The sequence below is a fragment of the Mycobacterium colombiense genome (assembly GCF_001672755.1).
Classification (GTDB): Bacteria; Actinomycetota; Actinomycetes; order Mycobacteriales; family Mycobacteriaceae; genus Mycobacterium; species Mycobacterium colombiense_C.
In genome coordinates this window covers 76,485-101,245 of the sequence record NZ_LZKI01000162.1, presented here as the reverse complement: position 1 = coordinate 101,245, position 24,761 = coordinate 76,485, and the positions used below count along the sequence as shown (strand labels likewise).

General features: G+C 65.6%; 17 protein-coding genes and 1 pseudogene. 14 read left to right on the top strand and 4 right to left on the bottom strand.

Features of this window, described 5'->3' with window-relative positions:
* Nucleotides 1–616: 616 nt before the first annotated feature.
* Nucleotides 617–2,764 (top strand): McrB family protein, encoded by a 2,148-nt coding sequence (locus tag A5708_RS21540; RefSeq protein ID WP_065030555.1) that lies wholly within the window; start codon nt 617–619, stop codon nt 2,762–2,764.
* A 2-nt stretch (nt 2,765–2,766) separates the two neighbouring features.
* Nucleotides 2,767–5,031 (top strand): DUF2357 domain-containing protein, encoded by a 2,265-nt coding sequence (locus A5708_RS21535; RefSeq protein WP_065030554.1) that lies wholly within the window; start codon nt 2,767–2,769, stop codon nt 5,029–5,031.
* A 202-nt stretch (nt 5,032–5,233) separates the two neighbouring features.
* Here A5708_RS21535 and A5708_RS21530 read toward each other — a convergent pair whose 3' ends face one another.
* The 3 genes and pseudogenes from A5708_RS21530 to A5708_RS21520 all read right to left on the bottom strand — a co-directional run bounded on the left by A5708_RS21530 (nt 5,234) and on the right by A5708_RS21520 (nt 8,721).
* Entirely contained in the window at nt 5,234–6,796 is a 1,563-nt protein-coding gene (locus A5708_RS21530) for a serine/threonine-protein kinase (protein ID WP_065030553.1), read from the bottom strand.
* A gap of 142 nt (nt 6,797–6,938) precedes the next feature.
* Nucleotides 6,939–7,744 (bottom strand): annotated as a pseudogene (locus tag A5708_RS27670) (virulence factor Mce); the annotation flags it as partial.
* Nucleotides 7,745–8,010: 266 nt separating this feature from the next.
* Nucleotides 8,011–8,721, bottom strand: coding sequence for a cutinase family protein (locus A5708_RS21520; protein WP_065030551.1), 711 nt, complete (start codon nt 8,719–8,721; stop codon nt 8,011–8,013).
* A gap of 164 nt (nt 8,722–8,885) precedes the next feature.
* Between A5708_RS21520 and A5708_RS21515 the strand changes: the two genes are divergently transcribed.
* From A5708_RS21515 to A5708_RS21495, 5 genes are all read left to right on the top strand, one after another.
* Nucleotides 8,886–9,725 (top strand): GAF and ANTAR domain-containing protein, encoded by an 840-nt coding sequence (locus tag A5708_RS21515; RefSeq protein WP_065030576.1) that lies wholly within the window; start codon nt 8,886–8,888, stop codon nt 9,723–9,725.
* A 200-nt stretch (nt 9,726–9,925) separates the two neighbouring features.
* Complete coding sequence (locus A5708_RS21510; RefSeq protein WP_155766122.1) at nt 9,926–10,597, top strand: C39 family peptidase; 672 nt, start codon at nt 9,926–9,928, stop codon at nt 10,595–10,597.
* Nucleotides 10,598–10,683: 86 nt separating this feature from the next.
* A complete protein-coding gene (locus A5708_RS21505; RefSeq protein WP_155766121.1) occupies nt 10,684–11,235 on the top strand; it encodes a carboxymuconolactone decarboxylase family protein in 552 nt (183 codons plus the stop codon).
* Entirely contained in the window at nt 11,232–11,777 is a 546-nt protein-coding gene (locus A5708_RS21500; protein WP_065030549.1) for a carboxymuconolactone decarboxylase family protein, read from the top strand. The genes A5708_RS21505 and A5708_RS21500 overlap by 4 nt, the downstream gene beginning before the upstream one ends.
* A 124-nt stretch (nt 11,778–11,901) precedes the next feature.
* On the top strand, nt 11,902–12,438 hold the full coding sequence (locus tag A5708_RS21495) for a TetR/AcrR family transcriptional regulator (protein WP_196772710.1): 537 nt from the start codon (nt 11,902–11,904) through the stop codon (nt 12,436–12,438).
* On the opposite strand, the gene A5708_RS21490 is transcribed toward A5708_RS21495, so the two are convergent.
* Nucleotides 12,418–13,587, bottom strand: a complete 1,170-nt coding sequence (locus A5708_RS21490) for an acyl-CoA dehydrogenase (RefSeq protein WP_065030547.1) — start codon at nt 13,585–13,587, stop codon at nt 12,418–12,420. The genes A5708_RS21495 and A5708_RS21490 overlap by 21 nt on opposite strands.
* Before the next feature lie 270 nt (nt 13,588–13,857).
* Between A5708_RS21490 and A5708_RS21485 the strand changes: the two genes are divergently transcribed.
* The 7 genes from A5708_RS21485 (at nt 13,858) to A5708_RS21455 (ending at nt 24,760) form a co-directional block, all read left to right on the top strand.
* Nucleotides 13,858–15,120, top strand: coding sequence for a condensation domain-containing protein (locus A5708_RS21485; protein ID WP_065030546.1), 1,263 nt, complete (start codon nt 13,858–13,860; stop codon nt 15,118–15,120).
* Nucleotides 15,121–15,136: 16 nt separating this feature from the next.
* Nucleotides 15,137–15,916: an Rv3717 family N-acetylmuramoyl-L-alanine amidase gene (locus tag A5708_RS21480; RefSeq protein ID WP_065030545.1), complete on the top strand. Its 780-nt coding sequence runs from the start codon at nt 15,137–15,139 to the stop codon at nt 15,914–15,916.
* A gap of 372 nt (nt 15,917–16,288) precedes the next feature.
* A complete protein-coding gene (locus A5708_RS21475; RefSeq protein ID WP_065030544.1) occupies nt 16,289–16,963 on the top strand; it encodes a DUF4190 domain-containing protein in 675 nt (224 codons plus the stop codon).
* A 4-nt stretch (nt 16,964–16,967) separates the two neighbouring features.
* The gene (locus A5708_RS21470) at nt 16,968–17,633 is read left to right on the top strand and encodes a DUF4190 domain-containing protein (RefSeq protein ID WP_065030543.1); all 666 of its coding nucleotides are present in this window, start codon (nt 16,968–16,970) and stop codon (nt 17,631–17,633) included.
* Between the two features lie 10 nt (nt 17,634–17,643).
* Nucleotides 17,644–18,210, top strand: coding sequence for a hypothetical protein (locus A5708_RS21465; RefSeq protein ID WP_065030542.1), 567 nt, complete (start codon nt 17,644–17,646; stop codon nt 18,208–18,210).
* Nucleotides 18,210–21,215, top strand: coding sequence for a VWA domain-containing protein (locus A5708_RS21460; protein ID WP_231117976.1), 3,006 nt, complete (start codon nt 18,210–18,212; stop codon nt 21,213–21,215). Before A5708_RS21465 ends, A5708_RS21460 begins: the two co-directional genes overlap by 1 nt.
* Nucleotides 21,215–24,760, top strand: a complete 3,546-nt coding sequence (locus A5708_RS21455; RefSeq protein WP_065030541.1) for a tubulin-like doman-containing protein — start codon at nt 21,215–21,217, stop codon at nt 24,758–24,760. The genes A5708_RS21460 and A5708_RS21455 overlap by 1 nt, the downstream gene beginning before the upstream one ends.
* Nucleotide 24,761 lies beyond the last annotated feature (1 nt).

The following is a 24,761-nucleotide window of genomic DNA, read 5'->3' as shown; positions in this document are numbered from 1 at the left end:
CCCACAACGTTAGTTCTGAGACTCGCACCAGACGACGGGTCCAAGCAGGTTCTCGTCCCGGCCTTTCGAAGGCAAGCTATCACCGGTTTTCGCAAACCGATCGACGATCATCCCAAATCTGATAACTTTCGCGTTCAACACGCGTCAAACACCGGATTCCTTGGAGAGGTCGAGATAAGTGAAGCAGCAAGGCAAGCACAGCCTCACCGTCGTAGGCTTCATGATCCTGCTCGCCATCGGTTCACCGGGTGTCGTTGCAAACTCCGCCCTGGCTCCGGGACCGCCGCGCTCAACAACTGCGCCCTCGACGCCCTCAGGCTGCTACCCGCAAAGCAACAAAGGCAACTGCTATGAGCCCGGCCAATTCTGTCGTCGTAGCGACCATGGAGCATCTGGGGTAGCCGGTGATGGCGAGAGCATAGTTTGCGCGGACAACGACGGCTGGCGCTGGGAGCCGGCCTCCTAAACATCTCTTCGGCCTAACGGAGGGCGCGTTACCGGCGCGCTGGCCAATCCTTGCCGAACAGATTGGGCGGTAATCCGCCTCGTAGCGGACACGACTGCAGGTGCATCTCGGATGCTGGGCGCCGCTGGTCTTCCCCACTAGCCTGAGACCGTGCTGGCCATCCCCACCCTCAAGTTCAGCTATGGCAATCTGCTGCTCGCGCGCCTTCGCGAGCTTGGCTCGGCCAATATCGAGGAACTCCTCAGTGACCATGCAACGCAACTCTTCAAGTCTGGCGAGTCAATTGAGAACCCGAAAGTGCGGGCCGGTGATTGTCTTCGCTTCGCGCGAATGCTTGATTTGGTGGTGGAGGACGAGCGCAGGTTCAAGCTGACCGCGTCGGGTGATGCGTATGCCGAAAACGTCGATTCCAGCAACCCTTGGATTGTCGATGAGACACAGGCTGGCGTCCTTCGTGACCGGCTATCTGGTAGCGCTCCGCTGGCTGACGACGCTCGAATCGCTCTTCAGATTGTTCGTGACATATCGGCCGGCTGGTCCAACGACGATCTCGGGCGCGCCCTGGCGGACCGTTCGAATTCCGACCAGTGGCAATCGGACCGAACCTTCGAGTCGCAAGGCGCTCGCTACCGAGAACTCCTCATAGAGAGTGGGCTAATCGATAGAAGCGGTGAACTAACCGAGGAAGGGGTCTCCTTTCTTGGGCAGCAAACTTCGGTCTGGTGGGTGAATCAAGGCGCCACTTACGCAAAGGAGCGCGATGGTGGGTTCCTGTGGGCGCCGAAGCTCAACAGGGCGGGCCGCCCGCAGTACCACTGGGACACCATGGATGAGGTTCGCGAAGGTGACGTCGTTCTGCATTACAGCAATGGCTCATTGCGAGCCGCGAGTCATGTAACCGCAGCTGCGAGACCGGCTCCCAATCCGCTCAACGACCAAGCCTGGGAGGCCGCGGGCCGGCTAGTCGAGTCGCAGTATCAGGAGCTGAATGAACCGGTCGCACTTGCCGCTATCGACGAGGGTGCCCGAATTAGGCAGGGTTCGCCATTCACTGTCACCGGAGCCGTCCAGCAGGTCTATCTCGTTCGCCTCCAAGGCGACTTCGTGAACGAGCTGGCACAGCGGTTCCCCGAACTCGCGCCGCACCTCCCTTCGGTCCCGGCCGCTGCTTCAACACCAACACCGTCGAAGGCGCCGACGCCGCCCGAACTATTCCATGATTTTGCCGAAGCGGTGGAAGCGTCTGGACTCCGCTTCCCAGCAGGCTCGAATCTCGTTCGCTCGTTCTTGAGCAGTTTGCTTGCCAAACCCTTCGCGATCCTGACGGGACTCGCCGGTTCGGGCAAGACTCAACTCGCGATGAGACTCGGTGAATGGTTCGGCACAGATGAACACGGACGTCATCGCCACGTCGTCGTACCCGTGCGGCCTGACTGGACGGGCCCGGAATCCATCTTTGGTTACGAGGACGCGCTACGTTCGTCGGCGTCTGGGGCGCCGGTGTGGTTCGTTCCCGAAGCGTTCGAGTTTGTTCTACGCGCAGCGGACGACCCCGAGCACCCGTACTTGCTGATCCTCGACGAGATGAACTTGGCTCACGTCGAGCGGTACTTCTCGGACTTTCTCTCCGGGGTCGAATCGCGACGTCCAGTCTTACCGGATCTGGTCTTTGATCAACCGTCTCGGCAATGGGTCCTACGCGACATAGAAGCGCAGCGGCTGCCGTTGCCGCGAAACCTTTTCGTAGTCGGCACAGTCAACGTGGACGAGACGACCTACATGTTCTCGCCGAAGGTTCTGGACAGAGCCTCCACCTTTGAGTTTCGGGTGACCTCCGATGAACTCGACGCCGAGCTCCAGCGGCCCATTGCTGCGCCGGCGGGAGACGACCAGCGAGTGCGCGCGTTCGCGTCGCTCGCGGAGAGTGACGATTGGCAGCGAGAGCATCCTCATCCGGCTCGCGACGAGATTGTCTCGGCGCTTCGAGAGGCGCATGTGATCATGGCTGGCGCCAACCAAGAGTTTGGGCACCGCACGCTATACGAGATCCTGCGGTTCTGCGCGTTCTTCGCAGCGACCGGAGACACCGATGCCGATACTGCCCTCGATCTGGCGATGATGCAGAAGGTTCTGCCGAAGGTACACGGGTCGCGACGGCGCGTGGAACCTGTTCTCACTGCGCTCGATGCGCTGGCAGTGGGAGCCGGTCCGGACCCGCGGCTACCTACCACGCACCACAAGATCGTCCGCATGATCGAGTCCGTCCGCGCGAATCAGTTCGTCAGCTTCGCTGAGTAGCTATGTCCCAGGGTTCGTTGCGGTTGGCGCTTCGAGATGACGATGGTTGCGTCGTCGCTGAGCTGCTGGTCGCCAACCTCCCAGGTCGGCGTGACACCATGTACTCGCCGCGCGGTGACCTCGCATTACGTGAAGCGGCGATCTACCGCTACGAAATAATTACCGATGCAACGAATGTCGATGTTGAGCCCCGTGAGTTGTTCGATCCTGATGACGCGAGTTGGAAGCAAGGGCGGCTACGTCCGGGTCAAGCCGTTGGGCGCCTGCGGATCCGAGTCGTTGATCGCGCGACGGAGTTAGCAGGGTCGACCGAAGTCGACGTTCTGGCCGTCAAGCTGGACCACGAGACCGAATATCGCCAGATGCTGACCGATATCTCGTCGTTCGCTGCTGAGGCAGTGTTGCAGGGATTTGCGCCGAGTTTGTTGGAACTTGCGCCAAGCGACCTACCTGTCGAACTGCTCTACCTCCGCTTCGCGATGATCGCGGCGTACCTACGCGATCCGGCGGTCCAGGCCGCAATTGCGCGTGTCACCTTGCAGCCACACCGAACTTGGGTGTCTAAGCAAGAGATCCGTCCGACTGGATCGCCGTTTCCAGCGGGGGCCGCTTTTCGCCGCGCAGTGTGCGCGCCCGGTCGACGGGTGCCATGGACCGGTGAGCCGGCCAGACTCGTTTCTTTGCCTGCCGCTCTCACCCGCGACCGCACCGAAGCGAGCGTCGACAATTCGGCTAATCAGTTCGTCAAGTTTGCTTTGGTGCGCTGGCGAGCTGTCGCGCTCGAATTGTTGGCCAGGCTATCCGCTGCCTCACGAGAGGTCGAGTCGGGGCCGCTGCGCCGCGGTCAGCAGATCGCTGCTGATATTGGTGCTCAACTCGACGAGTACCTGGCGCACCCACACTTCCGTGAGGTTAGCGCTCTACGGAGAATCCCTACTTCGGACCAGGTGCTGCTCAAGCGCGCCGGCTACCGCGAAATTTTTCGAACGTTTGCGATGACCGAGTCGGGCTCGTCCGTGCGCTTTGATCGCGACGACATGACCGATATCTTCGCAGCGTCGCAGCGCAACGTTGCAACGCTCTACGAGTTCTGGTGCTTTCTTGCGGTAGTGAATTCACTCGGGCGAGTATGTGGGGAAGATCGAACGGCACGTGCCTTCACGGTCGCTCGCGATGGCACCTCCATGACTATGCGATCAGGCGGCGCGTCGAAGTTGTCGTGGTCTATCAGACGAGGAGGCCGGCCACTCGCTGTCGAGGTCTTCTTCAATCGGACGTTCGTCGGAAGAGACGATCGACGGGGCTCATGGAGTCAAGCGATGCGTCCCGACTGCTCGGTGCGCATTCGACCAGAAGGCAACACGCCTTCGCGCGTTCCCGCGCAAGAGCTCGAGATCTGGCTGCACTTTGATGCGAAGTACCGTGTCGACAATCTCCTCGCACAACTGACACCGGCCTCAGCTTCAGATGAGTTGGCTGGGGACACAACGACTTCTGGCGGCGCTAAGCGCGACGACTTGCTTAAGATGCACGCCTACCGAGACGCAATCTCTCGAACGGCAGGAGCGTATGTGCTCTATCCGGGATCAGAGATCAAGGACATTCGACGACACCCGGGGTTCAAAGAAGTGTTGCCCGGCCTTGGCGCCTTCCCGCTCAGGCCGAGTAGTGAGGGCCTGCCGTCGGCATCGGAGGCCCTCGATCACTTCTTGAGCGATGTGCTCACGCATGTCGCTAGCCAAGTCACGCGCGACGAGCGGTATCGCTTCTGGACCGCGACTGTGCATCGACCTGGTGAGCCCACCCTCAAGTCGTCACTGACAACGGACTTTCTCGACGAACCACCTGCGGATACGGATGTGCTTCTCGGCTTCGTTCGAAGCGTTGAACACCTTAGATGGATAGAACGGCTGCGGCAGTACAACATTCGTGCGGGAGATCGGGTTGGCGCCGTCGAAATCGGTGGGCGAGAGCTCGGTGCCAAGCTTCTTCTGTTGTACGAGAACCGGAACGGCTCGCTCCATGTGGCCCGCGCTGCAAAGGTAGCGCGTTGGCGGCCAGCAACGGCTAGCGACTTGTTGACCACTGGGTACCCCGGCCCTCGGGGTGATATCTACTTCTTGGCAGACCTCGAGTTGGTCGAACATCTGCCCACTTGGGCTGACTCGATCGACGTCGAGCTTCTGACATCGAAGGTCAGTGACGGGGCGCCAATTGTCGTGACATGGTGGGACGTCGTCCGAGCAGCGTCGATCGTCGAACCCTGAGCCGATGGACGATCCTAGAGCTTGCGCCGTAAGGGAGCCGATCAGGGTGTGCCGGTGTGCGGTGCAGCGGCGAGAACGCTGCCGTCGTGATGTTGTGGCGAATCGCTCACTGGCTATCAGGACTGGACACGACGGTCGACCCAGCCATCAAGGGCGGTTGAAGCGGATGCCCCGTTCGTGCACCATCGGCGGGGATAACTAACTAGTTGTATGCGGTACTACCCGGTTCGGGATGCGTCGTGCTGATGAGTTTGGCGGCGCAGTGGTCTCGATCAAATCCTTGGGACTTGCACCAGGCCAGTGGGCCTGCGGAGTCGGCGTAAGTAATGCCGGCGACTGTGACCCAAAAGTCCGGCGCGGAAAACGTTGACCAATCGCCCGACCAAATCAATTTCACGTTGGGGAAGCGCTGTCTGAGCCGTAGGTGTTCTTGCAGCGTCATGGCGTTGTCCCACACAACGCCGTTGTCGACGACGCCGGGACGCTTAGAGCTAAGTTGCGGCACCCAGCGGTCCGCAAGTTGTGCGCTCACGAACGACCGGTCGTCATTCGCGATCTGGTGTAGCTGCTGCGCGGGATCTTGCGGCGCAGAGGTCACCGAATCGGGCACTCGCCCTGGCTGGGTAGCCGAAGGTGGCGACTCCGTCTCATGCGTGGTGACGGGGTTGGTGTAGGTGACAGGGGGCGCGGTGGACGGCTCCGAAGTGTTTGAATTCTCGTGGGCGAGAAGGCCGATGGCCAATCCCACGCCGCCTAACAACAGTGCCACCGCGACCCCTACAGCGGTCAACACGATCAACCTCTTCGAGCCCCCTTGCTCCGCACCACCTGTTTCGGCCGGACCCATTGCGGGATAGGGATATTGGGCGTTGAAGGGTGGGTAACTCGGAGGCGCACCGACGTAGTGAGGTGCCAGCAGCGTGCCGGTGCCGGGCGAGATTGCCGGATCTGGTGCGATCGCACGCTTCGCCGCGCGTCCGAGCGCTCCGGCACTGCCGTAACGGTCATCTGGATGCTTTGCCATACCGCGGGCGATCACCTCGTCAAAGGATGCCGGAATGCGTGGATTGACGGCACTTGGCCGCGGAGGCGGCGACGATACGTGGGCGCGAATGGCCTGCTCGGCACTGTGAACGGGAAACGGTTTGGCGCCCGTGAGTGCCTCGTAAAGGACGCATGCCAACGAGTAGACATCGACCGCTGACGTTGCCTCCTCGTCACCAAATCGTTCGGGAGCCATGTAGTCGAAGCTTCCGACCGCATATCCGACCATGGTCAGGTGCGTGTCACCTCTCGCCTCGGCGATGCCAAAGTCGACCAGATAAGCGAAATCGTCTGGCGTGACGATGATGTTGTGGGGTTTCACGTCACGATGAATCAGCCCTGCAGCGTGGGCAGCGTCTAAAGCCGATGCGATCTGCCGGATGATATCGGTAGCCCGGTCCGGTTCAAGAGCGCCTTTCTTAAGCATTTCGTGCAATGTTTGGCCCTGGACCAGTCGCATATCGATGTACAGAACATCGTTAATCTCGCCCCAGTCATGGATGGGGATGACATGCGGCTCCTGCAAGATTGCGGCGGCGTGGGATTCGCGCAAAAACCGTGCACGAAATGTTTCATCACCGGCGTATCTATCGGTAAGTATCTTTAGGGCAACCGTTCTGCCCTTGTTGGTGTCGTAGGCCGCATAGACCTCACCCATGCCGCCCTCGCCAAGCAGCTGCTTGATTTCATATTTGCCGAACTTGCTGCCGACGAGCGACACCGTACCCTCCTGCGTTTACCTCCGCCGGTCAGTATCTGACGAGCGGCTGGGGCTGCGCAGGGGTTTTACCTAGAAAGCTTTGTATTTATCTTGGGGGCGGATGGCGCGGAGCCCAAGTTCAATTTCGCCAAGAGGCTCGGCTTCAGGCCGAGCTGATTAGCATGTCCTTCCAAGTCTTCGGCGCCTTCGACTGCACTAAATCCGATTGCCGATGGAGCTGCCCATCGGGCGCGACGTACCGGGTCGCAGCACCGCAACCGAAGGCGACACACCAGAACTGTTGGAGTTGAACGCGCTTGGCGCCGCTGCTGCGGCGCCCGCCTGCGCCGCCGTCGACGGCTGGTTAGTGAACCCGGCGCGGGCGGCCCGGGCGGAGTTCCGGCGGGTGCCGCCCCGGCGGCAATGGGGTCCCATCAACCGGACCAAACAGCCTGTCCTAGATGCCAGCCCGGTCACCCCGCGGTAGACCCTGCGACAGCAGATTCGGGTCGAGTGGATACGGGCCCGGCGCGTGCTGCCTCTCGGCAAGCGGCACATACTCCTTCTCGCTGTTGCAGATTCGACTGTGGGAGCACGCTTTCCAGGCTTGCTCATGCAGGGGGAATTCCGCGCGCCCCGCACGCTGATCGGCGAGTCTTGCGGAGCTTGCAGTAGAGATGTCGGGGGTGTCGGCCTCGCTCACATCGGCGGGCGAGCGCGACTGCGATGGCGGCAGGAATCCCACCGTGCACGCCGGCGGGTCGGCGATGGTCAGCGTGAAGCCGCCGACCGACAGGCCGGTCGGATTGTTGGTAACTCCGTAAGACCCGTAGGCCCCGCCGGGTGGGGGAGCAGCACCAGCAGCTGCTCCAGCGCCGGGTGATAGGTCACGCCGATCTGCCCAGTGGTGCTCAGTTTCGCCAAGAACACCGGCAGCGTCGGCTTCAGCTGATCCAGGAGCCGCGAAACCACGAGGCGTCATCAAAGCAACACGGAAGGCATTTGAGAGCGCGTTGGCGTACTAGGCACTGCGTAACGGTGACCGCGAGAGGCGAGCGTTCTACGGTCCAGGCAGGTCTGCGTCGGAAGTGGAACTGTACCGAATGGATCCGTCCTCACCCGGAGTAATCACCAGCCCCTCGGATGGCATCGGGTATCTGACTGAGTCGCTACCAGTCTGAACGGTGGCTGGACCAAATCGCTCCCGACCCGGCGGCATAACCCAATCACGACGCCTATAAATGACTCGCAGCGAAATCCGCGCCCTGGCCGACCATGCCGTTCGCCGGATAGAGGGTGTGGGCGATGCCGGGCGGCCCCGGGGGCGCGCCATTACAGATGGTGTCATCGGGAGCGCACAACTGAATGGTCTTGGGCGCGTAGAGGGGACCGATCGTGATGGGTGGTGCGCCGGCGTCCCGCAAGAACTCGTTTGACGGTGTTCCGAACAGCACCACCGCGGCGACGTGACGGGCCACCTCCGGCGGCAGCGGCTGGGGCACGGAGGAGGCAAACTCCGCGGGAACCTCCTTGGGCACGGCGGCCGACGTGACGAAGCCGGACACGACGGCGCCCTGGGAATAGCCGCCGAGCACCATTCTGGTGTTGGGACAGTCGGCCGCGGTCGATTGCAGGTGAGCGCCGGCGTCCCTGATCCCCTCGACGACCGTTGCGGCGAACGCGACCCCGCCATTGAAATCGCCGCTGGCTTCGTAATTGACCGGGTACACCCCGACCGACTTGCCGCCGACTCGCGACCCCAGTGCGTCGACGAAAGCCTGCCCGACCCCGCCGACTCCGGGTGGCTCGCCGGTACCGCGGGCGAATACCACCTCCACGTCAGGACACGGGGCGGCAGACACGATTGGGAAGGGCGCGCTGACCATGCACGCCCAGGCCGTTGCCACGGCGGTCCCCAGCAAACGGGTGAATCGTAGTGCGCTCATCGCTGGCGGATGCCCGCTGCTAGGTCAGCCGAAACCGGCATCGGCGGTGTCCGCGGCGCCGGCCGACGAACCAACCGTTCGTCACTTCTGCGAAGGCCGTCACGCCAAACTTGAATGCCTGCTCAGCAGGCGTGTCCGACGGCAATTCGTGTCACACTGTGCTGATGGTTTCCCCTGATCGGCGTATCGACGACTCCCTCCCGGCCGCTGCGTCGGCGCAGGACAGTGAGCAGGTCGCCGACCTGGTCGTCCAGGCCACCGTCGACAGCAGGATCACGCCGACGATGCTGGGTCAGATGCTGGTCAGCGCCAGTCGCAGCATCGCCGACGAGGACGATCTGCTGACCCTGCTGCAGCATGTCTGCGAGATCGCGCACGACGCCGTCGACGGCGCCGACAGCACGGGAGTGACCATCGACCTGGGCGGTCGCATCTATACCGCGGTCCACACCGACCAACGCACTCTGCGTGTCGATACCGAGCAATACGACGCCGGTCAGGGACCGTGCCTCGACGCCTCCCGGACCCGCACCATCGTGCTTGTCGACTCCGATGACGCCGCGGCGACGTGGCCGCGCTTCGCCGCTGCGGCCCGCGACGAAGGAATTCTCAGCTTCCTGGCGGCGCCTCTATTCACCGACGACCAGACGCTGGGGTCGCTGAATCTCTATGGGCGTTCGCGGTCGGCGTTCGACAACTTCGACGCCGAGATCCTCGCCATGCTCACCACGGCAGTGTCCCGCGCGATCGGCGACTTTTCCCGCTTCCGGTCTGCCCGCGATGTGGCCGACTCCATCCAGCGGGCGCTGCAAACCCGCGCCCCCATCGAACAGGCTAAAGGCATGCTGATGGCCATCCACCAGATCGACGCCGACCAGGCGTTCGACTTGCTTCGCCGGAAAAGCCAGGAGATGAACGTCCCGCTGCGTGCTGTCGCCGCCGATCTGGTGCAGCAACTCAGCGCGACTTCCGAGCCGGAAGCCGATGCGCCGCAGGCCGTCTGAGCTGGCACTGGCCGCTGGGTGCAGGACGGGCGCCACGCGGTTTGGCTGTTACAAGTTGCAGCCTGATCTCATGGCGATAACGACCCGCGCGTCGCTGCCGCATCTTCGCCAGGTTTCTGTTAAATATCCGTTCAGGGCCATACCTGAGCCTTTTCTCGTCACATCTACACGCCGCCGCGGCGGCTCGAGAACGGGCGCCTATGACGAGCACCTTGCGGGCGCGGGGCACCGCCGCACGAACGGTTGACCGGGTCGTTCTGTTGTGCGCTACCGCCGCAGGGTCGTCGGTGATATTGGCCGCTGGGGTTCATGCCAATCCCGGCGCACCCGTCCCTGACGCCGACCATGAGTTGGGAATGTATGGCGATCCCGTTGCCGCCGCGCCCTACTGGCGTGAGCAACACGGTTCCGACTGCGGGGAAATGGCGGTGGCCGATGTGGTCGGGCAGCTCACGGGACGTGAACCTACCGAGCAGCAGATGATCGCTTTGGCCGAAACCACACCGAGCGCAACGGGTCACGGGCCGATCTGGAAGCCGATGGGCACCACCGACATCGCCGACCTTCCGAAACTGCTGTGGCACTACTGGATCAGCGCCGAAAACATCCAGACCCACACCGACGCCCTGGCGCGCAAGCTGGCGCAAAACCACAAGATCATCGCGATCCTCAATGCCGAAACCATTTGGAACCGGCCCGGGAAGCGAAGCTCCGCAAACCACTTCGTGGTTGTCACCGGCATCGACAGCAAGGCCGGTGTGGTGCATCTCAATGACAGTGGCATCAGCACCGGCCGCGACGAGCAGGTTCCGATCCCCGTCTTCGAGCAGGCATGGGCCCCTAACTACAACTCGGCAATCGTGACCAAGTGACGGTCGCAATACGAGGGCGAAACAACCTGCGGTAAAACGCAATCAAAAGCCTGCTGCTCCGAACAGCGGGAGAAAGGACCTCGCCGATGACGCGAATGCCCTTGGTCAACACCGACCGCCAACCCGATCGGATCCAACAGCCCATCGCACGCCCCGACACGCTCAACGTCATTCGACTGCTCGCCAACGCCCCCAACATCTTTGACGGGTGGGCACAGATGACGGGCGAACTCTTCACAAGCCCCACCTTCACCCCGCGGATGCGCGAAGTGATCATCCTGCGGGTGGGGCACCTGCAGGACTCGCCCTACGAACTCGCCCAGCACGTGATCTTCGGCCGCACCGCGGGGCTATCCGACCAACAGGTCGACGCCCTGCTCGACAACGGGGATCTGGACGCGGCCGGATTCAGCGGCGACGAACGGACCCTCATCGACACCGTCACCGAGTTGTGCACCACCCGCCGGCTCGGCGACGCCACCTTCGCTACCGCCCACGCCCTGCTCGGCGACGAGGCGCTTACCGAACTGCTGATGATCGTCAGCTGCTACTACGGCCTGGCGCTGGTGCTCAACGCCGTCGACCTCGAGATCGACACCCCGACCTTCTCCAGCCCCGACGAAGGCCTGGCCCAGTGACCCGAATCCCGTATCGCCGGCCCGAAGACATGACCGAACTCGCCCGCGAATTGACCGCGCGGCGCGGCAATCTCAACGTCTATCGCGCACTGGCCAACGCCGAGAAGGTGTTCACCGGCTGGATGGTGGCCGGCGACGCCGCCCTGAGCAGCCCGGTGCTGCCCAGACGACTTCGCGAACTGATCGTGTTGCGCACGGCATATCTCATGGACTGCGCCTACGAACTCGGCCAACACAGGGACGTCGCGCAGACGGTCGGTGTCGACGTTGCCACCATCGACGCCGTCGCCTCCGAGTCCGATTGGCAGACAGAGGAATTCGACGCCACTGAGCTGGCGATCCTGCGGCTGACGACCGAATTGGTGACCACCCGCCGCGTCGCGGCCCCGCTGTTCGACCAGGTGCACACGGCCCTCGGCTCGGAGGCCACCGTCGAAGCGCTGATGGTGATCGGCCGATATGCGGGCCTGGCGCTGATGCTCAACGCGCTCGACGTGGACCTCGACGACACCGCCCGACTGCCCGTTCCGCCGGCGAAGTGAGGACCACAGTAATTACCGAGATTGCCTAATCTTCCCTCGGACCAGGAAAGACTCCCGTAATGTCGACAGTGTGGAGGTGCGAAAGCAGCCGTCGGGCCGCCTGTCGGTCGAGGATTGGCTCGAAGTGGGTTACACCGTGCTTGCCCATGAGGGAGTGCGCGCCCTCAAAGTCGAACGCCTCTGCCAGCAGGCGGGCGTCACGCGCGGAAGCTTCTACTGGCACTTCGAGGACATCGAGCAGTATCGGGCCGCACTGGTCGAATCGTGGAATAAATTCCTCGAACGCGACCGCCAGGCGCTGTCCAAACTTGACGGGCTGCCGCCCCGGGAACGCCTGTCGGCACTGACACTCACGCTGGTCAGCCCCCAGTACTGGATGCTCGAGCGGGCGATGCGGGAGTGGGCCCGCCTTGACCCGGCGGCCGCCGAAAACATCCGCGCGGCCGACCGGCTGTTACTGCGCACCGTGGTAAAGGCTTACAGCGACTACGGGTTCAGCCATGAGGACGCCAAGCTGCGCGCGGAATTGACCTTTGCCGCGGGTATCGGCCTGCTGCATCTCACCAGCTCGGCCGAGCAGGCCCAATCGGTGGCCAAGCGCGAACGATTCCTGGCCGTGATGCTGGGGGAGACGACCCGCTCAGACCATGGCGATGGGTGAGATCTTCGCGCCAATTGCCAACGCCCCGGCCAACTCTCGGCTCGTGTCGTAATCGAACACCACATGCCCCGCCGCGATGTCCACATCGCGCTTGGCGCGCTGCATGGGGCTCGACAGGAAATGGGCGCTGGCACCGGACGCCTCCATGAGATTGGCGATGATCGCCCGGCTTTCGTGCACGGTGCGCGCGGCCGCCAGCCGTGCGTCGGCCCGCACCGATCGGCTCACCCGTTCACCGCTGACCACGATCGCCTCGATATCGTCGGCCGTCTTGTCGACCAACGCCCGCAGTGAGCTCAGCCGTACCCTCGCCTCGCCCAGCCTGATCTGCGCGGCCGGCTGATCCTTTTGCGCCACCCCGCTGTAGGCCAGCACGCGGCCGCTGAGCCGTTCGGCGAAAAGTTCGGTCACCCGTTCGGCGGTCCCGAGCACGGGCATGGCCGCCGTCAGCGCCAGCGCCGGAACCATCGGCCACCGGTAGGTCGGGACACCGTGCTCACGTGCGCCCGGTGCCGTACCGCCGTAGATGTCGGCCACGGCGACCAATCGATGCTCGGGCACCAGGGCGTCGGTGACGACGAGATCGTGCGAGCCGGTGCCGCGCATGCCGACGGTGTGCCAGGTGTCGACGACCTCCACCTGGTCGGCGGGCAGCACGGCCAGCGTCGGATCGATCCGGTCCGGACGTTCGATCAGCACGCCGACGATCACCCAATCGGCGTCCATCGCGCCCGTTGCCCAGGCCCACCTGCCGGTCAGGCGAATTCCGCCGTCGGCCGGTACGCCACGGCCGGTGGGGGCCAGGGGGGCCGGCGCCAGCACGGGTCCCGACGCGAAAACCTCGTCCTGAAGGCGCGGATCGAACAACGACAGCATCCAGTTGTGCAGCGCGTAGAAGCCCAGCGTCCACGCACTCGACGCGCAGCCATGCGCGATGCGCCGGATCGGTTGCAGCAGTTCGGGAAACGATGCCTGCAGGCCGCCGAAGCGGGCCGGCAGCAACAACCGGAATAGCTCGGTCTGGCGGAAATCGCCGATCGTCGCCGCGGGCAGGCGCCGCAATCGCTCGGCCTCCTCGGCACGATCGGCCAAGCGCGCAACGAAATTTTCGGTCACGCCATGCAGTGGGCGGCTTTCAACCACGGACATGCCTCCGACCGTAACATACTTTTTAGTATGGCAACGCCGGATGCTGAGTCCCGGCCACCTGAGCGCGCGCAAGGCGGTTGATGTCGCGATCTGTGGAAAACGTGGCTCATCGCGAGGAGCCGGGGTCGCCGGAGTGGCAGGAAACTGGTCGCGCGGGCATTGCGCCTTCCGCAGCTGAACGTCAGATGAACGCTTTCGAACCGATGAACCGAGTCGCCAGGGAGGCTGTATGCATTGTGTCGCAGTGCTTTACCGGCGTTGGGAGATTCGGTGATCGTCAACAACCCGCTTCACGACCAGGCAACCACTCTCATTAGGCCGCTTGGAGCGGCGGAGCGGCTTTTCTACCGATACAGCGAGCGCAATCCCGCTCCCTTTTCGATCGTGGCGGAATTTGGCGAACCGCTCCACGCGGACAAGCTGCGGACCGCGTTAGCCGCCGTCCAGCGACGGCATCCGCTGCTGTCCGTACACGTGGAGGACCGGGCCGGTATCCGCCTGGGCTTCTATCGCGCGGCGACCGTGGCGCCCATCGAGCTGACCGTCCATAGCGATACGGAACTGGCGTGGCAGGCCGCCGCGGCCGAGGAGCTCAGCCGACCGTTCGACCGGTTGCGCGCGCCGCTGATGCGCGCCACGTTGCTGCAGGCCCCGACGCGTAGCGCGCTGTTGCTCACCTTCGACCACACGATGGCCGACGGAATCAGTTCCATCGTCGTGCTCACCGACCTGATTGCCGCGCTCAACGGACGAGATCTCGCGAGTTTGCCTGTGCCGCAAGCACAAGAGGGCCTGATCACCAACACGCTCGAAGCGGCAGACCCGCCGGACCCCACCGCGCTAGCCGACGACCCGAGAATGAGCGAGCCCAGCACCATCCGTCCCTTCGACGGCGCCTTGACCAACGTGCGCACGGTGGCCATGACCCCCGCGGACACCGCGGCGTTGGTACGGCGTTGCCGCGCGGAACACACCACGGTGCACGCGGCGCTGGTGGTGGCGATGTGCCGAGTGCGCGCCACGGACCGCGGCGAGGAGCTCATCCGCGTCCTCAACCCCATCAACCTGCGGCCGATTCTCGGAATCGAGGGGGGCTGCGCCCTGTGCATCGTGCCGACCGCGACGGGGCACGCGCCGTGGGATGGGACACCGTTCTGGGAGCAGGCCCGCGCGACGACAGCCCAGCTCGGCGTCGCCCGGTCGGCCCCAGGAATCCGTTCGGCGTCGCTTGCGCTCGAGCAGATGATCACCCCAGATGCCGAAACCGCCGATGCCGAGGAGCTTTTCAGCAGGATCAGCCCGTGGGACATCATGGTTACCAACCTCGGCGTGCAAAACCTTGATGGCGCAAACCCTTTGCGCCCGACGGCGGTGTGGGGACCGGTGGTGCTCAGCCAGACCGATGGCGAGTATCTGACCGGAGTCACCACCTACGAGGGCAGGCTGAGGATGGTGACGTGCGGTTACAGCGTGCCGGCCACCTTCTTGAAGAGCGTGAGCGTCGCCCTGATGGCTGCAGTCGAGGAATCCTGATTGCTACCATCGCGCGGTGAGTGATCGCCCGGGCGGGCCGCGATCCGTCGCACGCCGCGACGTCCTGAAGATCGCCGGTGTCATGCCGGCGATCGTCACCGCCGGCGCATGGCTGCCCGCCCCACGTGCCACGGCCGGCGTAAACGGGATGTCGGTCTTCCTCGACCCGGGCCACAACGCCGTGAACGACGCGTCGATCAACCAGCAGGTCCCCAACGGCCGCGGCGGCACCAAGCCGTGCCAGACGTCGGGTGCGGTCGCCGACGACGGCTATGCCGAGCACGCCTTCACCTGGGCGGTGGTGGGGTTGATCAACGATTCGCTGAACCAGATGGGGGTGCGCACCCAGCTCTCCCGCGATAGCGACGGCGGGGTCGGCCCGTGCATCGACCAACGGGCCGCGGCGGCCAACGCCATGCACCCGGACGCGATCGTGAGCATCCACGCCGACGGAGGGCCACCCTCCGGCAGCGGATTCCACGTCAACTACTCCAGCCCGCCGCTCAACGACGTCCAATCCGGGCCCGCCGTGCAGCTGGCGCACGCGATGCGGGATGCCTTGGTCCAGTCGGGTTTACAGCCGGCGACCTACATCGGCTCGGATGGCCTGTACGGCCGCGACGATCTCGCGGGGCTGAACCTGGCGCAGTACCCGGCGGTCCTCGTCGAACTGGGCAACATGAAAAACGCCGGTGACTTGGCGCGAATGGAAAGTCCGGACGGTCGGGCGAAATATGCCGCCGCGGTCACCCAGGGCATAGTCGCCTTTCTGAACTCCAAAGGCGCGACCGGCTGAGATGCGCGCGGTTGAGCTAACTGCCCGACGGGATTCGAGTGCCGCTCAGCTAACTTATCTGATGTGGTCCGACTGGTGATGCCGGATCTGCAGTTAACGTCAGGACGGGCCGGGTGGCGAACGCTGGGCCGCAGCCTAAATTGCGCGTGTGCGCGGCACAGCACTATATGTAGCAGTACCGAAAGCTGCTTCTGCTGGAAAAAGAGTGCGTCGTGCCTGCACCGACTATGTTGATTTGTTGCGGTGGGACGTCTCGAGTTTCAGGGCATGTGGTGACGGTGAACGCCGCCGAACCGGCGCGTTGACGGGGAATGGGATGGCGGCTGATGGGGGGATGGGTGACCAGCTCCGGCCCTGCATCGAGGGGCACCGATGACATATAGCGGTGGTTATCAGGATCCGTTCGGTGCCGACCCGTTTGGGGGACAGCCCGGCGGCCAGGGACCGGCATTCGGGCAGACCCAGCCGCATCAGTCGTCTGCGGGGCCTGGGGGCTTCCCGGGGGCGAAGCCCGAGGTCAACACGTTGGCGACGCTGTCGGCGATTTTCGCGTTCGTCTTCGCGCCGGCTGGTGCCGCGCTGGGGCACGTGGCGCTGTCCCAGATCCGCCAGCGCCACCAGCGTGGCCGCGACCGCGCCATCTTCGGGCTGACGGCCTCGTATCTGATCATCGTGCTGGCGGTCGGCGCGCTGACGGTGTGGCTGGCGACCAGCGGATCCGATTCGCACACGGTGAAGACGGCGGCCCCCAGCCCGTACGTGCCACCGACGCCTGCTCGCACCACGGTGATCACGGCCCCGCCTGCGCAGCGCCCGAGCGTCTCCGTCAGCGACCTGAAGGTGGGTGACTGCATCGAGGTCCAGCAGAACAAGCCGGACCCGTCGGAGAAGGCGGACTTCATCACCATCTACCCCGTCACGTGCGAGGTGCGCGAAGGCGTGCTGCAGGTGACCCAGCTGCTGTCGAACGACTCCTGCAAGACCCCCACGACGCTGTGGAACCACAACAAGACCGTGTACGCCTGCATCGTCGACTTCAAGGGTTGAACGGATGTATCCCAGCGATGATCCTTTTGCGCCGCAGTCCGGCGACCCGTTCGGCGGACCGCCGCCCACCGTCTCATACGGGGGTGCGCCGACGACCCCGGTCGGCTACCCGGGCGCGCCGTTCGGCGGACGGCCGCCCCGCGCGGATTACAACACGCTGGCGGTGCTCTCGCCGGTCTTCGGGGTGATCGTCCCGCCCGCCGGCATCGTGATGGGTCATCTCGCGTTGCCGCAAATCAATCGCAGCGGCGAACGGGGGCGCCCGGCCGCGATCGCCGGCCTGGTGATCGGCTACCTGATGTGTGTGCTGCTGATCCTCGGCGGTGTGTATTGGGGCACCCGCCCAAGCGATTCGACGCCGGCGACCGCGTCCAGCTCCGCCCTGCCCCGGCCGTTGCCGCCGCGGACGATCACGTCGGTCGCGCCGGGCACCACGGTGCCGCGCGGCCCGAAGCTGGACCTGGCCACCGTGCCGATCGGTACCTGCGTGGAGCTTCAGTTGCGCAACAGCACGGGCAACGACGCGCTGGACCTGTTCGGTGTCGACTGCGAACACCGCGACGGGGTGTACACGGTTGCCGCGCGAGTGCGCTCGAGCAACCAATGCAACTCGGTGTACGTGGCCGCGCCGCCCGACCGCTCCTTCGCCCTGTGCCTGAACCCGTATTGAGAACCGGACAATGAACGCACCAAACCCCTTCGACTTCAGCGACTTCGGGCCGGGCAAGCAGGCCGCGCCCGGTGGCGGCCAGGCGCCGGTGCACGGGCAGCAGGGCGGGGGTTTTTCGGGCGGTTTCGATCCCTGGGCCAACCAACGCCCCGCGCCGGGGCGCCCCGATGCTTTTCCGGGCCCAGGTGCACCGGCGTTCGGCCCGACGGGCGGTCGTGACGCGTTCGGGCAACTCACCGCGAGTCCCGCGGGCATCGGGGCGTTGACGACGGCGGGCCCACCGCTGGTGTGGTTTGCGGTGGCGTTGGCGCTGGCTCTGGTTGGCGTTGCCCTGGCCGGCGCGAGCGCGTTGGGCGGACCGATGATCGCGGCCGCCGTCGCCGGGTGGCTGTTGGCCGGGCCGTTGGCGATCGGCGCGCTGGCCGTCTTCAGCCGGGTCGATACCAGGCGCCGCACCGAGGCCATCTACTCGGCGCCCACCTGGACGTCGACGCTGTACTGGGTGGTGCTGGCCGTCTGCCTGGTCGGAATCGCCGTGGGGGCCTGGCAGATCGCGCTGTGGGCGGGGACGCTGTAGTGGCCCACCCTTCTCGAATACCTCACGGCCGCAACGGCCTTGCGGTGCTGGCGCGCGTGGCCGCGGCCGCTTTCCTGGTCGTGGTGCTGAATCTGGTCGGGTGGGCGCCGGTCGCGTCGGCGACCGGTTCGCCGGGCGCGAGCCGCTTCGGGGCCTGCCTGGCCTCGCAGAAGGCCGGCGATCTGCTGCTGTTGTTCGACGAGTCGAGCAGCCTGCAGCAGACCGACCCGCAGGCCGCGCGGGTACAGGCCGCGCGCTATCTGGTGCAGACGCTGGGCAAGTACGCCGACCGGGTGAGCGCGAAGCTCGACGTCGCGGTGGCCGGCTTCTCCGATACCTATGTCCCCGAACATGATTGGACGCAGCTCACCGGCTCGACCGCCGACAGCGTCGGCGCCTCGCTGGGCCCGATCGCCAAGAAGAACACCGGCATCGACACCGACTACTGGCTGGCCCTCGACGGCGCCCGGCAAGCGCTGACCAAGCACGGCGGGGCGGCCGACAAAGGTCAGCGCTGCCAGGCCATCGCCTGGTTCTCCGACGGGATGATCGACTTCACCGCCCGCCCGGTCACCAAGCCGTACGCCGACGGGGTCCCGCTGGACTCACCGAACGGCATCCCCGACACCACCCAGAAGGCCGTGCAATCTATCTGCCGCCCCAGCGGCCTCGCCGACCAGCTGCGGTCGAGCAACATCATCATGCTGGGAATCGGCTTGGGCGCCAAGCAGACTCCCGGTGACTTCAACGTGATGTCGGCGATCAGCACCGGCAAGGGATTGCAGGGCATGGCGTGTGGCGCCATCACGGATCCGGTGCCCGGCGACTTCTTTCCCGTCGCCAACATCGACGACATGTTGTTCGCGTTCGACGCCCTCAACCCCGATCCCGGCGTGACCGACCAGGGTGGGGTGTGCCAGATCAAGGTGTGCCCGGAGGCGCGGCACAACTTCGTGCTGGACCGGTCCATCAAAGAGGTCAACATTCTGGGCTCGGGTGGCGTGCCCGGCGTCGAACCCTACCTCGTCTCCCCGACTGGGCAGACCCTGCCGCTGCCCAAGAAGGACGGCGCCCAAGACGTCAATGTCGACGGCGTATCGGTGAACTATCAATGGCAATCCGAATCGGCGCAGACGATCTCGCTGCAGAACGGCAACGCCCCGCACTGGACCGGACAGTGGGCGATCGTCTACGTCGACACCACCGGCCAGCACCCGGACGCGGTGTCCAAGGTCAGCATTCACATCACCACCGACATCTTCCCGGCGCTGACGGGCGGCGATAAGGTCGCCTGGCACAGCGGTCAGACGCTCAAGGGCCTGGTCTTCGGTTTGGTTGACGGTCAAGGCAAGCCGATGGTCCCGAGCGACTTGGCCGGCACGGCCACCATGTCGGCATCCCTGGGTCCCGACGGCGCGGCGCCGATCCCGCTGCTGACGGCGGCGGGCAAGGATGACATCGCCAAACCCGTCGACGCCGACCTGACCAAGGTCGCCCCCGGGCACGCGACATTGCGGATGTCGCTGGTGATCACCACCGCGAACACCTCGGATCCGAACGGCGGCCCCATCGCCGGCACCCAGTTGTCGCCGCAGGAAGTCGATGTGCCGGTGCAGATTCTGCCCAAGGTTGGCCTGCCCACCCCGGGTGAGCGCATCGACTTCGGCACCGTCGAGGGGGCCAAGGGGGCGACCGCGACGCTGAACATCACCGGCCCTGGCTGTGCCTGGATCAGCGACACCGATTCCGCGACGGTGTCGGGTGCGCCCGACGGTATCGGCACGCCGCACGTCGGCTCACCGACGAATTCGGGCCAGCACTGTCTGAAGGTGCAGGCGGGGGAAACCGCACAATTATCGGTCACCTTGCGCACCGACCACAACGGCCACGGCGGGCTCAACGGCACTGTGCCCGTCCATGTTTCGACGCTGGACAACCCCGACGACGCGCAGACCGTGCCGGTGGCCTTCACGGCGTCGATGATCAACCCGCTCAACACCACCAACTTCGTCCTGGTGCTCATCGCCGCGCTGCTGCTGGGTCCCGGCATCCCGTTGGCACTGTTGTACGCGTCGAAGTGGTGGGTCAGCAAGATCCCCGACAACCCGCTGCTGGCCGAACGCATCCCGGTGGAGGTCGAGCACGACGCCGTGCTGCGCGGCGGTGAGCCGTTCGCGATGGCCGACACCGATCTGGTGCAACCGGTGACCGGGCTGCCGCCCGGCGGCGCCCGCCAGCTGTCGGTGGCCGGGGTGAATCTGTCGGTTATGTTGGGGCGCAGTCCTTTCGGCTCCGGCCATGTGGTCGTAGACGCCGAGGCGCTTGTGAGCGTCGGGTCCAAGCTGCCCGGATCGGACAAGACCGGCCTGCGCGCGGTGCTGCCGCTGGCGGTGCACAACACCTGGGTGCTGCTGCACAACCCCTATGGGCCCGAGAATGCCGCCGAGGTACTGCTGTTGGTGGCCGGAACCACCGACACCATCGCGCGGGAGCGGCTCTACGAGGACATCGCGCAGCGGCTGCCCGACCTGCTCACCGGGTTGCGGCTGCGCGCCGTACAGGCCGGCATGACGACGCCATTCGCGGCGCCGGGCGAGACGGCTTCTCCGTTCGGTGACACGCCCGCCGGCGTCGTGGTCGGCCCGGCGGGGGATGATCCCTTTGGCGGCGGGGCCGACTCACCGTTCGGTGGCGCGCCCGCTTCGGCGCCTGTGGCGCCGCCCGCTCCGAGGCCCGCGCCGCCCGCGGCGACGGGGTCGGTGCCGCCCGCGGCGACGGGGTCGGTGCCGCCCGGCTTCAATGAGGCCGAGACACAGGAGCGGCCGATCCCCGAACCGATACCGCGCCAAGACGACACGATGGCCTCGGGCTACCGCTACGACGAACGCGACGAGCGCAATGAGCGCGGCGAGGGCGAGCCGCCCGCGCCGCCGCCGACCGAGGCGACGCAACCCTCCTATCGATTTGACCCAGAACCATTCGACCCGTTCGGAGAGGGCACCTGATGCGACGATTCCTGGTAGTGGGCTGCGGCGGTTCCGGCGGCGCCACGCTGTCCTTGATGATGGACCAGCTGCGCTCCGAACTGCACACCGCTGGAATCGAAAAGTTATTGGCAGGTTGGCAATTCGTCCACATCGACGTGCCGAGCGCCGCGGAGTCGGGCCCGGAGGGGCTGGCGAACGTCCCCGCCCAGGGCGGCAGCTACGTCGGGTGCGGACCGCAGGGCAGCAGCTACGCCGTGCTCGACGGTGCGCTGTCGCAACGGCTGGCGGCCGAGTCGGCGTTGGACACCATCGCCACCTGGGCGCCGCGCAGCCCGCAGGAGGTGTCGATCCCGATCTCGGCCGGCGCCGGGCAGTACCGGGCTATCGGGCGGATGATCACCCTGAGCAAGGCCGCCGAGATCCACGCCCGGCTACAGGCCGCGTGGGACACGCTGTTTCGCGTCGAGACCGTGTCGGAGATGTCGACGGTCGACGTGCCGGGCATGGGTCGCTTCGACCCCAACGAACCGCCCCTGGTGTTGGTGGTGTCGTCGATGGCCGGCGGCGCGGGCGCGTCGATGGCGCTGGACGTATGCCGCCTGCTGACCTTGGTCACCGGCCTGGATCCCCGCTTGATGGGCGTCTTCATGGTGACGCCAGACATTTTCGACTCGCTGCCGCAGAGCGCCATCATCGGCGTGCGGGCCAACGCGTTGGCGATGCTCGGCGAGATCGTGGCCAGTCAATCCGGCGCGGCCCGCGAGCACGACGTACGGATATTGCGTGCGCTGGGCCACCATCATGGTGAGGGAGAACCGATTCCGTTCGCGCGGGTGTTCCCGGTGGGCCGCTACATCGGCGCCGACCGAACCCTGTTCGGTGACGGCTCGCAGTACGCGGTGTACCGCGGATTGGCGCGTGGCCTGGCGGGGCTGATGATGAGTGGGCGGGCCAGCGACCAGTTCGTCGCCTACGACCTGGGCAACACCGCGTCGCCGGTGGGCGATCGCGACCTGCTGGGATGGGGCATCTCGTCGTGGGATGTGTTGCCCTGGGGCACCTATGGCTTCTCCAGCCTGAGCATGGGCCGGGACCGCTACGCCGAATACGCCGCCCAGCGGCTGGCCCGCAGCTGCGTGGACAAGCTGCTCGACGGGCACATGCAGAAGGGCAATCCGGCATCGAGCACCGAACAGCTGGACTCGCTGCTGTCCAGCCAATGGGCCGCGCTCTGTGGCGAATTGGGGTTGCCGCCCAGCGCGGGCGACGAGCAGACCCGGGTCAGCCAGCTGGGCCGCTGGATCGGCACCGAAGCCTTCACGGCGGACACCGTCGCCGCCACGGTCAACAGCCTCATCGACCGTCAGCTGCGCAACCACCTGCCGAACCCGGAAGGCGTTGCCGCCGAGCAGTGGGTGCCGACCATGCTGCAGGCCGTGCACAATCGGCGTGCCGAGCTGATCCGTGCGTGCGCGGATGCTGCCTACGCCATGGCCTTTCAGTGGCACCAGGATTTCGCCAGGCGGCTCGAAAAGGTGGTCGGCGCGGCCATCGCCTCGCTGGGATTGCCCTTCGCGCGGGAAGTCGTCGACCAGTTGCGCCGTCACATCGACGACCAACTCGCCGCGGGGGTCGCGCAGTTGGGCAACATGGGTCCGCCCGACATCGTGGCGATTTCGCCGCAGGTGGACGCCGGGCTCAAATCACTGCACGGGGTGATGACCAACACCGATCAGGTGGTGGCGGCCGTGGTCGACGGGTTCCGCGCGACGGTACGTCGCCAGCTGTTCGCCGACGCGGCCGCCCGCATCGCCGACGTGATGCGGGTGCTCGGCATGGAATTGCTGGTGCCGCTGCGTGATCGCCTCAGCGAGGCGATGATCCAGCTGGAGATCGCCCGCTCGGAGCCGCCGACCGATGTCGGGCTGGCCCGCTTGGCCACCGATCAGTACGCGGCGTGGCCGGCGGACGCCGACGAGTTGGTGCCCAGCCGGTTCGCTGAGGCGAACAACGAAGTGCTGCTGATCAATTCGACGGCGTTCAAGGGACGCTACGAGGCGGATCTGCCGAAGGCGGTGGCCGGTGCCAACGCGATGATCCCGCTGCAGTCGGCCATCGAGGAGGCGACCACGCGGGTGATCCTGGGGGAGTGGCAGACCACCGGCGGCGTCGCGGCACCCGGCGGGCTGATCGAACGCACCGCCACCTGGGTCACCCGGGCGCTGGGCACCGACCCGGAAACCGGCCGCGCGCGGGTGCCGTCGATCGCCCAGTTCGACATCCACACCCGCCCAGTGGAATTGCTGCGGCGGGCGCGGCTCTACGTCGAGCGGCCCGGTGAGTCGTTCGCCGAATTCTGCAAGGTGTCGCTGCGCGACTACGTGCAGGGCGCCGGGGCGTCGGAGTCGGAACTGGTGGCGCGTCGGCGCGACATCGCCACCAAGTTCGCCGAGGCGCTGTCGCTGGCGCGACCGCTGGCCAGCGTCAACGACCAGGCGCTGCAGCGGGTCCACCCGGGCCAGCAGACCGAGTACCGCTACAAGTTCTCCGAGATTCCGTTCGCCGGTCAACCGGTTGACCGGGAACTGTTCGAAGTCATCCGGAACAATCCGCGCATCGACCAGGCGACGAAGGACAACTACGGGCGCTCGCTGTCCGACGAGGACAGCGTGACCCGCATCGACATTTTCGGCTCCTATCCCAACTATTCGCCGCTGGCGTTCGACTCGGTGCTCAAGCCCGCCGCCCAGCAGTGGGCGCAGACCGCGGGCCCCGGCCGGGGCGCCTTCTGGAAATACCGTCGCTCGCGACCACTTTCGGCATCGCTGCCGATGACCGACGAACAGCGGCGCACCATGACCGGCGGCTGGTTCGTCGGGCAGCTGCTGGGCCGCATCCAGATCCCGGCGTCCCCGTTCACCGAGCCGGTGCGGATCTACGACGCCGACAGCGGACAGTGGCTGAACTTCCCGAACCCGCTGCTGACGCCGCCGTCGGCGTTCCACGCCCCCTACGACTGGTTGCCCGCCGTACTGGAATCGATCCTGCTGGCCATCGCGCAGTCGCACGAGCCGCCGGTGATGCGATCGCTGCGGCCCTACAGCGTGCTGCGTGAGCTTTACGACGCGCACTCGCAAGACCCCGCCAGCGGGATCGTCGCGTTGTCGGCACAGGGACTCCTTGGTGAATTCCTGCAAGGGGTTTCGAGCACACCCGGGGTGCAGTCCCGGGTGCCCGGGATCGCCGAGGCCCAGACCGCCGACGAGCGCGCCGCCGCGGCCGTCGAATGGTTGACCACCATCCGCGATGTTGCGGCGCAGTACCTTCCGGCGGACATGGCGGGGGCCACCCCGGGTGGGGCGTTCACGACGGTGCCGACCCGAACCACGGCGTCCAACACGCCCATGTTCCGCGACCTGGCGCCCGACGTGTACGCGGCCACCGGCGCGCTGATCAACCTGATCCAGCACGAGGCCGAGGCGCTGGCGGCCGGCGCCACCGCGGGTGGTCCGGTGCTCGATGGCGGTGCGCCCGTGGTGATTCCCGAGGGCGGGACGTTCTGAC

What these genes read in the sequence shown, in the direction of transcription:
- A5708_RS21465 (WP_065030542.1), top strand. Translation starts at nt 17,644, where the DNA reads ATGAACGCACCAAACCCCTTCGACTTCAGCGACTTCGGGCCGGGCAAG.
- A5708_RS21520 (WP_065030551.1), bottom strand. Translation starts at nt 8,721, where the DNA reads ATGAGCGCACTACGATTCACCCGTTTGCTGGGGACCGCCGTGGCAACG.
- A5708_RS21510 (WP_155766122.1), top strand. Translation starts at nt 9,926, where the DNA reads ATGACGAGCACCTTGCGGGCGCGGGGCACCGCCGCACGAACGGTTGAC.
- A5708_RS21515 (WP_065030576.1), top strand. Translation starts at nt 8,886, where the DNA reads ATGGTTTCCCCTGATCGGCGTATCGACGACTCCCTCCCGGCCGCTGCG.
- A5708_RS21455 (WP_065030541.1), top strand. Translation starts at nt 21,215, where the DNA reads ATGCGACGATTCCTGGTAGTGGGCTGCGGCGGTTCCGGCGGCGCCACG.
- A5708_RS21505 (WP_155766121.1), top strand. Translation starts at nt 10,684, where the DNA reads ATGACGCGAATGCCCTTGGTCAACACCGACCGCCAACCCGATCGGATC.
- A5708_RS21490 (WP_065030547.1), bottom strand. Translation starts at nt 13,587, where the DNA reads ATGTCCGTGGTTGAAAGCCGCCCACTGCATGGCGTGACCGAAAATTTC.
- A5708_RS21535 (WP_065030554.1), top strand. Translation starts at nt 2,767, where the DNA reads ATGTCCCAGGGTTCGTTGCGGTTGGCGCTTCGAGATGACGATGGTTGC.
- A5708_RS21470 (WP_065030543.1), top strand. Translation starts at nt 16,968, where the DNA reads ATGTATCCCAGCGATGATCCTTTTGCGCCGCAGTCCGGCGACCCGTTC.
- A5708_RS21475 (WP_065030544.1), top strand. Translation starts at nt 16,289, where the DNA reads ATGACATATAGCGGTGGTTATCAGGATCCGTTCGGTGCCGACCCGTTT.